General features: G+C 69.6%; 8 protein-coding genes and 1 tRNA gene. 6 read left to right on the top strand and 3 right to left on the bottom strand.

What is annotated here, in order from left to right:
- Positions 1-184: 184 nt before the first annotated feature.
- Both ACFVJS_RS24350 and xerC read left to right on the top strand, forming a co-directional pair.
- Complete coding sequence (locus ACFVJS_RS24350) at positions 185-388, top strand: helix-turn-helix domain-containing protein (RefSeq protein ID WP_378885856.1); 204 nt, start codon at positions 185-187, stop codon at positions 386-388.
- Complete coding sequence (xerC, locus tag ACFVJS_RS24345) at positions 385-1,578, top strand: tyrosine recombinase XerC (RefSeq protein ID WP_378885855.1); 1,194 nt, start codon at positions 385-387, stop codon at positions 1,576-1,578. The genes ACFVJS_RS24350 and xerC overlap by 4 nt, the downstream gene beginning before the upstream one ends.
- A gap of 109 nt (positions 1,579-1,687) precedes the next feature.
- Here xerC and ACFVJS_RS24340 read toward each other — a convergent pair.
- Positions 1,688-1,759 (bottom strand) — tRNA-Val (locus ACFVJS_RS24340).
- Between the two features lie 112 nt (positions 1,760-1,871).
- Between ACFVJS_RS24340 and ACFVJS_RS24335 the strand changes: the two genes are divergently transcribed.
- Positions 1,872-2,681 carry an alpha/beta fold hydrolase gene (locus ACFVJS_RS24335; RefSeq protein WP_378885853.1) on the top strand — a complete coding sequence of 270 codons (810 nt, stop codon included), beginning with the start codon at positions 1,872-1,874 and terminating at the stop codon, positions 2,679-2,681.
- Positions 2,682-2,754: 73 nt separating this feature from the next.
- Positions 2,755-4,068 (top strand): MFS transporter, encoded by a 1,314-nt coding sequence (locus ACFVJS_RS24330; protein ID WP_378885851.1) that lies wholly within the window; start codon positions 2,755-2,757, stop codon positions 4,066-4,068.
- 20 nt (positions 4,069-4,088) lie between these two features.
- Here ACFVJS_RS24330 and ACFVJS_RS24325 read toward each other — a convergent pair whose 3' ends face one another.
- Positions 4,089-4,442, bottom strand: coding sequence for a nuclear transport factor 2 family protein (locus tag ACFVJS_RS24325; protein WP_378885849.1), 354 nt, complete (start codon positions 4,440-4,442; stop codon positions 4,089-4,091).
- A 99-nt stretch (positions 4,443-4,541) separates the two neighbouring features.
- Here ACFVJS_RS24325 and ACFVJS_RS24320 point away from each other — a divergent pair, with 99 nt between their 5' ends.
- Positions 4,542-5,411 carry a LysR family transcriptional regulator gene (locus ACFVJS_RS24320; protein WP_378885848.1) on the top strand — a complete coding sequence of 290 codons (870 nt, stop codon included), beginning with the start codon at positions 4,542-4,544 and terminating at the stop codon, positions 5,409-5,411.
- Here ACFVJS_RS24320 and ACFVJS_RS24315 read toward each other — a convergent pair.
- Positions 5,393-6,046, bottom strand: coding sequence for a DUF3159 domain-containing protein (locus ACFVJS_RS24315; protein ID WP_378885846.1), 654 nt, complete (start codon positions 6,044-6,046; stop codon positions 5,393-5,395). The two genes, ACFVJS_RS24320 and ACFVJS_RS24315, sit on opposite strands and share 19 nt — an antisense overlap.
- A 223-nt stretch (positions 6,047-6,269) precedes the next feature.
- Here ACFVJS_RS24315 and ACFVJS_RS24310 point away from each other — a divergent pair, with 223 nt between their 5' ends.
- Positions 6,270-8,039 carry a histidinol-phosphatase gene (locus ACFVJS_RS24310; protein WP_378885844.1) on the top strand — a complete coding sequence of 590 codons (1,770 nt, stop codon included), beginning with the start codon at positions 6,270-6,272 and terminating at the stop codon, positions 8,037-8,039.
- The last annotated feature ends 43 nt before the right edge of the window (positions 8,040-8,082 follow it).

The following is an 8,082-nucleotide window of genomic DNA, read 5'->3' as shown; positions in this document are numbered from 1 at the left end:
CGCGAAATCATGCCGTCCCACAGCCGCCCCACCCAAGAACAGCCCCTGACCAGCCACAACACCCGACCGGGACGGCTGGGACGGCTGGGACGGGTGCCCTCCCCCTCACCTGCCGCGCCTGCCACCAGCCCATGGCCGTAGACGACGGAACCCACATGCACCCGACCTGCGAGGAGACCAGCCGATGACCGAGATGCAGCGCGAGATTCCGCCGATCCTCTACCGCGTCGAGGAAGCCGCCGAAGCCCTCCGGATGAGTCGGTCCGTGGTCTACGAACTGATCCGCTCGGGACGCCTCAGGACCGTCAAGGAGGGCCGCCGTCGGCTAGTGCCCGTCACAGCACTGACCGAGTACGTATCCGAACTAGTCGAGGAGAACGCAGCGTGAGCAACGAGAGCAAGAAGCGCCGAGTCCGCGGGGAGGGCGGCGTTCGCTGGGACGAGCGCCGCCAGCGCTACGTGGCCGAGATGACCGTCGGCTACAACGCGAACGGCAAGCGTATCGTCCGGTCGGGCTACGGCTCGACCGAAGCGGAAGCGCTGCGCAACATGAAGAAGCGGGTGCAGGACTACCGGGCCGGACTGACCCCTCAGGCTCAGCACTACACCGTGCGCAAGGCGGTTGAGAACTGGCTGGAGTTCGGGCAGGGAGCCCGGGCCGGAGAGAGCACCCGCGCGAAGAACCGGGTTCTGTGCGAGACGCACATCATCCCGATCATCGGTGGCCAGAAGTTGCAGCGGCTCACGGTGCAGCAGGTTGACGAATGGCTCGCCGGTCGGGCCGAGGTGCTCGCGACAACCAGCCTGCGCGAGGTACGGCGATGCCTGAAGAACGCCGTCCGGCGAGCGATGATTCATGGCCTGGTCGAGAAGAACGTGGTTGAACTTGCCGAGACCCCGAAGGGCCGACCGGGCCGACCGTCAAAGTCGCTCACTCTCGCCCAGGCGAAGGCGATCCTGACCGCCACGGCCGGAGACCGGATGCACGCCTACATCGTGGTCTCGCTGCTCACCGGAGCTCGAACTGAGGAGGTGCGCGCGCTCCGATGGGATCACGTCGACCTCGACGGCGACCCCGACGCAGATCCGCCGATGCCGCCGCACATGTTCGTGTGGCGCTCTGACCGCGAGGGCGGTGACGTCAAGACCAAGAAGTCGCGACGGACGCTCGCGCTTCCGCAGCAGGTCGCAACGGTGCTCCGCGAATACGAGAAGCGGCAAGACCGTTGGCGCACACGGGCGGACTCCAAGTGGGTTGAGACCGACCTCGTATTCACGACCGCGCTCGGGACCGAGTTGGACGCACACAACGTCCGCCGCAGCTTCCGCCGGGCACTCGGCAAAGTCGAGGGCATCAACCCGAAGGAGTGGACACCGCGAGAGCTGCGCCACTCGTTCGTCTCCCTGCTCTCCGAGTACGGGGTGGAGGTCGAGGAAATCGCCCGGCTCGTGGGTCACGCCGGAGGAAGCCGGGTGACGGAGCAGGTCTACAGGCACGAACTTCGACCCGTCATGCAGACCGGAGCACAGGTCATGGACAACCTGTTCGGCGGCGACGGTCAGAAGAAGTCCGCGTGACTGCCTAGTCAGGCACTTTGTCAGGCATCCTCAGCAGCGGAGAGAATGCACCCAAACGAAACCAGCCGCCGACCAGTTGAAATCCCTGGTCAGCGGCTGGTTTCTCTTGTGCGTGATACTGGGTTCGAACCAGTGACCCCTTCGGTGTGAACGAAGTGCGCTACCACTGCGCCAATCACGCGTTGCGGGTGAAACATTAGCGCATCCGCCCGCCGGACCCACATTCGGGGACACGCCGGACGTAGGCTCCGAGCCATCGGCACGACACCCGGAGGCAACCCGAAGGAGCCAGGATGCTCGCATACGAACGGACCGGCAGCGGGGAGCCGCTGCTCCTGATCCATGGCATCGCGCACCGCCGGCAGGCGTGGGCTGGGGTCGTGGAGCGGCTGGCTGACGAGTTCGAGGTGATCACGATCGATCTGCCGGGGCACGGCGAGTCGCCGGCGTTCGACCTGGCGGGACGTACGGTGCGCGAGGCGGTGACGGACGAGCTGAACGCGCTTCGGACCGAGCTCGGGGTCGAGCGGCCGCACGTCGCCGGCAACAGCCTCGGCGGGCTGCTCGCGCTGGAGATGGGCGATGCGGGGCACGCGCGTACGGTGACGGCGCTCTCCCCCGCCGGGTTCTGGATGAACCGGGTCGACTACCTCTATGTGCGCGGCCTGTTCGCCGGCATCCAGGCGGTCGCGCGGCCGCTGGCGCCGGCGGCGGGGACGGTGCTGCAGTCGCGGGTGGCGCGTACGGTCACGATGAGCTGCTTCTTCGCCCACCCGGAGCGGATCGACCCGGCCGTCGCTGCCGCCGACACGGCCAACATGGTCGCCTCCCGCGAAGGGATCAGGACGTTCTTCAGCGGTGTCTACCGCTACGACTACCCGGGACCGCCCGAGCCCGACGTCCCCACGACGATCGCCTGGGCATCGCGCGACCTCACCCTGCTCCCCTACCAGGCGAAGATCGCCGCGCGGCGTCTCCCGCACGCGAACCACCGCTGGCTGGCGGGCTGCGGCCACGTCCCGATGAACGATGACCCCGACCTGGTGGCCGAGGTCATCCGCGAGACCGCCCGGACGCGGCCGGGCGGCCGGCAGGTCGCCTAGGGCCTACCTCGGAAGTCCGCCTGGCATGCCAGGCCTTGACCTCAATTGAGCTTGAGGTCTCAGCATGGTTCCCATGCACACCGACGAGGACGTACTCAGTCCCGGTTTCACCCCCTCACCTGCGCCGTCCGCCACCGGCATCGCCGAGGATGCCCCGCGCTGGAAGCGGAACGTCGCGGTCTTTCTCACCGGCCAGACCGTCTCGCTGCTCGGCTCGATGCTCGTCCAGTTCACCGTCATGTGGCATCTGACGATCCTCACCCAGTCCGGGTCAGTTCTCATGCTGAGCATCGTGTTCGGCATGCTGCCGCAGGCGTTCGTGTCGATCTTCGGCGGTGTGTGGGCCGATCGGCACGACCGACGGCTGCTCATCATCGGTGCCGACACGACCATCGCGGTCGCCACGCTCGCGCTCGCGCTGCTGATGCTCTCGGGGGTCGACGACCTGTGGCTCATCTACGCGGCGCTCGCGGTCCGATCCACGTTCGCCGGCATCCAGACCCCGGCGGTGAGCGCGATGATCCCGCAGATCGTTCCCGCCACCCAGCTCATCCGCATCAACGGCATCAACCAGTCGATCCAATCCGGCATGATGCTCCTCGCGCCGGCACTGGCAGCCGCCATCTACGCGAACTTCGACATCGTCGCGGTGTTCTTCGTCGACGTCGTGACGGCGCTCGTCGGGGTGGGCCTGCTCATGCTCGTCCGGGTCCCGCGGCTCGTGCGCTCCGACGGCGCCTTCCCGCCGAGCTACTTCGGCGACCTCGCGGCCGGCCTGCGCTACATCCGGTCCCGCGCCGCCGTACGGTGGCTGATGACCATGTACGCGGTGACGGCGCTGCTCGTCGGCGCGCCGTCGTACCTCACCCCTCTCATGGTGACACGCACCTTCGGCCAGGAGGTCTGGAAGCTCACCGCCAACGAGCTCTTCTGGGCCGTGGGAATGCTCGCCGGCGGTCTGGTCATGGCCGTCGTCGGCCCGCGGGTCCGCAACCGGATCGCCCTCGTCGTCGGCGCCATGCTCGCGGCCGGGGTCCTGACCGCAGGGCTGGGGCTGTCCACCAACCTCTGGGTGTTCTTCGCACTCGGTCTGGGTATTGGAGTGACTTTCACCGTCATGTCGACCTCCGCGATGTCGATCCTGCAGGAAACCGTGGAGCCCGAGATGCAGGGCCGGGTCTTCGGGTTCGTCGGCATCGTCTTGACGGTGTCGATGCCGCTGAGCATGGTCGTGTTCGGTCCGCTCGCGGACGCCTACGCGGTGGAATCACTGCTTCTCGTCGCGGGCGTGCTGCTCACCTCGTTCGTCGTGGCGATGCTGGCGGCACCGTCCACCCGCAGGTCACTGGCATCCGTCGCCCGTCCCACCGGAACCGCGGTCGACTGAGGGAGTCCTCGAAACCGACCCTAGCCCCGAGCCGCGAGGATTCCGCGCGGGTCGAAGGCGACGCGGATCTCGGTGATCAGCCCGTCATCGACGCGCATCCAGTTGGCGGTCGGGGCGGGCTCGGCGATGGTGGTGTGCAGGTCGAACCAGGTGATCACGCTCGGCCCGTCGGAGAGCCGCTCCTTCACCTCGATCTTGTCGAGCACCTGCGCCATCCCCTCCAGGCCGGTGATGCAGCCGTCGGCGCCCTCGATCGTGGCGAGCGGGCCGGCGAAGCTCACGTCGTCGGCGAGCAGCGAGCGCAGGCGGACGAAGTCGCGCTCCTGCCAGGAGGTGAAGTACGCCTCGGCGAGCTCGGCAGCGGATGCGGTCATCGGGATCTCCTCGGGTCGTTGGGCTTTCACCACCCAGCCTGACGGGGAGCGATCCAACACTCAAACAGATAGTTCTGTTGGTTGCTAGCATCATTGGTTATGGAGATCGGACAGCTCCGCTACTTCGTCGCCGTCGTCGACCACGGCTCCTTCACGGCCGCTGCCCAGCGGCTCCACGTCAGCCAGTCGGGCATCAGCGCCCAGCTGGCGAAGCTCGAGCGCGAGCTCGGGCACGACCTGCTCGTCCGGGGACCTCGCAGCGTCCGGCTCACCCATGCCGGCGAGACGCTCCTCCCCCGAGCCCGCGACGCGATCCGGGCGATCGAGGGCGTGCGGCAGAGCGCCGATGAGCTGAGCGACCTCATCCACGGCCACGTACGTCTCGGGATGATCGCCGGCTGCACGATCCCCGGCTTCCTCGACGCCGTCGCCGGCTTCCACCGCGAGCACCCCGGCGTCAGTGTCGAGCTCGTCGAGGACACCTCCGACCGCCTCCAGCGACGTACGCTGGCCGGCGAGCTCGACCTGGGCCTGATCTCCCACGCGGGGCCCGTCCTCGACGGCCTGGCCACGGACTCGGTCAGCGACGAGCGGCTCGCGGTGATCACGCCAGCGGACCACCGCCTGGCCGGCGCGCGGCCGCGGCTCGCCGACCTCCGCGAGGAGACGGTGCTGTGCATCCCGTCGGGGACCGGCGTGCGGACCGCTCTGGAGCAGTCGTGCGCCCGGGCCGGCGTGGAGGCGAAGGTCGACCTGTCCGGGTCGAATCCGGAGACGCTGCTCGGGCTCACCGCCCGCGGGCTGGGGGTCTGTGTGCTGACCGAGTCGATGGCGGCCGGGACGGATCTGGTCGCGACGCCGATCGTGGACGCGGAGGTGCGCGCCGGGCTCGCGCTGGTGATCCGGGAGGGCGACCAGCAGCGCGCCACTCGCCGGCTCTACGACCTGCTTCAGGCCGCGCTGACCTGAGGATGGCGCAGCCCGGGGTGGTCCTCGGGCAGGGAGCGGCGCAGCACGAACCAGCTCACCACCAGGCAGAGCGCTACCAGCGGCCAGCTGAGCGCGACCCGGGCGATGGCCAGGGCGACCACGTCGCCGGACCACCACAGCGGGCCGAAGATCGCGACCCGGATGACGTACTGGCAGACCCAGACCCAGCTCGCCAGCGCATAGGCCCGCAGCAGGGCGGGGTCGCGGCGCCACGCACCACGCTGGCGCAGGATCAGCCCGACGACGACCCCCAGCAGCGGCCAGCGGAACGCGATGCTGACCACCCACACCAGGGCGCTGGCCGCGTTGGCCGCGAGCTGGACCACGAAGAAGTCCTCCGCCCGCCCCGTACGCAGCGCGATCATCGCCGCGACCGCGACCCCGGCCACCCCCAGCAGGACAGCGCGCGGCTTGCGCCCCTTGCGCCACTGCCAGACGGCCACGATCGCGGCCAGGCCGAGCGCCACCACGGTCGCCACCCACATCTCCCCGCTGACCAGCCAGCCGGCCACGAAAGCGACCGGCGGGACGGTGGCGTCGATCGCGCCGCGTGCGCCTCCGAGGAGGTCGGCGAGGGTCTCGGCGTCGTCGTCGCGGCGGTCGGTCGTCGTCACGCGAGTAAGGGTAGCCTTACTAGCAAGTGATCTGACGTCTCGGTCTGCAGAAGTGACGCCTCGGCCTGCGCGGGTGACGCCTCGGCCTGCAGGGCCGACGCCTCGGCAAAATTTCACCGGGAGGGCAACCGGGCGACGTACCCCGGCCATCCGGCGCCGATTGGCTCTGAGCGCCGCTGCTCGGGCACGCGGAGACGGCTTACCCCCCAGCGGAGGTTTCAACGTGTCACACGAGCACCACCCCCACTCGCACGGGCCCGACGGTCACCACCACGCCCACGAGCACGCCCACGAGCACGGCCACGATCACGGCCACTCCCACTCCCACGAGGTCGACGAGATCACCCTCGCCGCCTCCTCGGACGCGTCCGACAGCGACCTGCGTCCTGCCGAGGTCTCCCGGCGCAACCTGCTCCGCGCCGCTGGCATCGCCGGCGCCGTGACCGCCGGGATGGCGGGCATGACCGGCGTGACCCCGGCCATGGCCGAGACCGCGACCGCCACCGCGCGCACCGGCAACCGGGCGACGATCCGGCACTGGCTGGCCGGCGACCACCACATCCACACCCAGTACAGCTCAGACGCGATGTACCGGGTCATCGACCAGGCGCAGCACGGCGCGGCGTACGGCCTGGACTGGCTGGTCATCACCGACCACGGCGGCGCGACCCACGCGAAGCTGGGCGTCGACCTGGTCAACCCCGACATCGTCGCCGCCCGCAAGGTCCTCAAGGACACTCTGATCTTCCAGGGCCTGGAGTGGAACATCCCCGCTGCCGAGCACGGCACCGTCTTCGTCGCCCCGGGTGCCAACGAGGTCGCGGTGCTCAAGCAGTTCGAGAACGACTACGACGGGTCGGTCAAGGGCGCGAGCGGCAACTCCCCGCAGAACGAGGCACTCGCCGTCGCCGGCATCCAGTGGCTCGGCAAGCAGGTCGACAAGCGCCGCGTCGCGGACGCCCTCTTCCTCGCCAACCACCCGGCCCGCAACGGCATCGACAGCCCGCACGAGGTGCGCGCCTGGCGCGACGCCGACCCGCGGATCGCGGTCGGCTGGGAGGGCGCACCCGGCCACCAGGCAGCGGGTCTGCCCGCCGGCTACGGCCCCGGCAGCGCCCGCGGCTACTACGGCAACGGCCCGGGCCCGAACTCGTTCCCCGGCTACCCCGCCGAGTCCTACCGCTCGTGGGGCGGCTTCGACTGGTTCACCTCGACCGTCGGCGGCCTGTGGGACTCCCTGCTCGCCGAGGGCAAGCCGTGGTCGATCAGCGCCAACTCCGACTCCCACGTCAACTGGGGCACCACCTCGCGCCGCCCGGACGGCTCCGACTCGGCCTCCTTCAACGCCAACGGCCGCTACGGCGACCCGGTCTACGCGGGCTCCCTCAACACCACCGCCGGTGACTTCTGGCCGGGCTACTACAGCCGCACGCACGTCGGCGCCACCGAGCGCAGCTACGGCGCGGTCATGAAGGGCCTGCGCAACGGCCGCGTCTGGGTCGACCACGGCGCGCTGGTGAAGTCGGTCGACGTCCGCGTCGTCTCCTCCGACGGCGGCTCGGAGAGCCTCGGCGGCACCCTGAAGGCCAAGAAGGGCAGCCGGATCTCGCTGGTCGTCACCATCACTGCCCAGGACGTTCCGAACTGGTCGCAGTTCATCCCGTCGCTCAACCGGGTCGACGTGATCCGGGGCGCGGTCGACCCGACGTACGTCACCGACCGCGACACCTGGAAGGCCCCCGACACCAAGGTGATCGAGCAGACCGACACCTCGGGCCGCACCGGCACGTTCCAGCTGCGCTACGACCTCGGTCGCGTCGAGGAGGCGTTCTACGTACGCGTCCGCGGCACCGACGCCAACCGGTCCCAGCCCGGCTACCTGGGCGCGAGCATCGACCCGGCCGGTCCGGCCATCGACGTCGTCGGCGACGCCGACCCGTGGGTCGACCTGTGGTTCTACACCAACCCGGTCTGGGTCGTCCCGACGCGATGACCACCCTGGCCGTCGACGCCGACGCCCGGGATCTCGCCGGCGC

The sequence above is a fragment of the Nocardioides sp. NPDC057772 genome (assembly GCF_042798075.1).
Taxonomy (GTDB): domain Bacteria; phylum Actinomycetota; class Actinomycetes; order Propionibacteriales; family Nocardioidaceae; genus Nocardioides.
This window is presented reverse-complemented; position numbering and strand designations above follow the sequence as displayed.